Genomic DNA, 1629 nt, shown 5'->3' with positions numbered 1-1629 from the left:
ACCCGCAGCGGCAGGTCCGGCTGTTTTGCCGCCTGCTGGCCCAGCAGGGCCGCAAAGCGCGCCGCCGCCCGTGCTACCTCGATCTCCTTTGCGCCTGCAAAGCCAATGACGCACAGCCCGCAGAAGGGCGGGTACAGGCCGAGCTTGCGGTAGGCGATCTCCTGCTCAAAAAAGGCATCGTAGTCCTGCGCGGCGGCAAGGTTCAGCACCGGGTTATCAGGGTCGGTGGTCTGGATGATGGCAAAGCCCGGGTCTCTGGCCCGTCCGCTGCGGCCCACCACCTGCGTGATGAGGCTGAACACGTTCTCATACGCGCGGAAGCCCTGCGCAAACAGCAGCGAGTCGATGCCCAGCACGCCCACAAGGGTCACATCCTCAAAATCCAGTCCCTTGGCCACCATCTGGGTGCCCACCATGATGTCATATTCGTGGTTCGCAAACCTTGCCAGCAGCTTTTCGTGGGCATCCTTTGCGGCAGTGGAATCCTGATCCATGCGCAGCACCCGCGCATCCGGGAACAGCTTTGCCAGCTCTTCCTCGGCTTTCTGGGTGCCGAAGCCCCGGTACTGCAGCTTGCCGCCGCAGGCGGGGCAGACGGTGGGCGGTTCCATCTGGCTGCCGCAGTAGTGGCACAATACCTTGTGCGCCGCTTTGTGGTACACCATCGGCACGCTGCACTTTGTGCACTTGAGCACCTCGCGGCAGTCCTCGCACTGGGCCATAGTCTGGTAGCCCCGGCGGTTCAGCAGCAAAATGGTCTGCTTGCCTGCATCCAGATTGCGGCGGATGGCATCTTCCAGCGACAGACTGATCTCCCGCGGGTTGCCTGCCGCCAGCTCTGCGCGCATATCCACGATCTGCACCGTGGGCAGCGGGTTGCCGCCGTAGCGCTGGGTCAGCCGCACCAGCTGGGTGCGGCCATGCTGGGCCGCGTAAAAGCTCTCGGTGCTGGGGGTGGCGCTTGCCAGCAGAAGCAATGCACCGTTTTCCGCCGCACGGTGCCGGGCCACCTCGTGGGCAGAATAGCGGGGCGCGGATTCCGAGCGGTAGGTGTGCTCCTGCTCCTCATCGATGATGATGAGCCCGATGTTTTCCAGCGGCGAAAAGATGGCGCTGCGGGTACCCACCACGATGTCTGCGCCGCCGTCCTGGATCATCTGCCACTGCAAAAGGCGTTCGGTGTGGTTGAGGGCAGAGTGCTGCACCGCCACCCGGCGGCCAAACTGACTCTTGAGCCGCAGGATCATCTGCGGGGTCAGGCTGATCTCCGGCACCAGCACCAGCGCACGCCTGCCCTGCTCCAGACAGCGGGCAATGAGCTTTAAAAACACCAGCGTCTTGCCGCTGCCGGTCACGCCGTAGAGCAGCGCCGAGTGGGGTGCATCATCTTCCAGCTTTGGCAGCAGAGCATCGTAAGCCGCCTGCTGCTCCTGCGTGAGGGTGATTGGCTCGTTTTTCAGCGGAATGGACGAATACAGGTCGATGGATTTATTCACCTTGCTGCATTCCAGCACGCCTTTGGCGCACAGGTTATCCAGCACGGCACGGCTGATGCCCTTGTCTTCCAGTTCGTTCAGGGTGCGCGGCCCGCCGCCCAGCAGCGCCACTGCCGCCAATTGCTTGGCCGTC

At 63.4% G+C, this 1629-nt stretch carries 1 protein-coding gene; it reads right to left on the bottom strand.

Going from position 1 to position 1629, the window contains the following annotated elements:
• The coding region (gene priA, locus QZL71_RS13090; protein ID WP_294649186.1) for a replication restart helicase PriA at window positions 1–1629 on the bottom strand (1629 nt) is incomplete at both ends.

The organism is uncultured Faecalibacterium sp. (assembly GCF_900066275.1).
Classification (GTDB): domain Bacteria; phylum Bacillota; class Clostridia; order Oscillospirales; family Ruminococcaceae; genus Faecalibacterium; species Faecalibacterium taiwanense.
The sequence above is the reverse complement of the archived record's forward strand: the minus strand, read 5'-3'. Positions and strand labels throughout refer to the sequence as shown.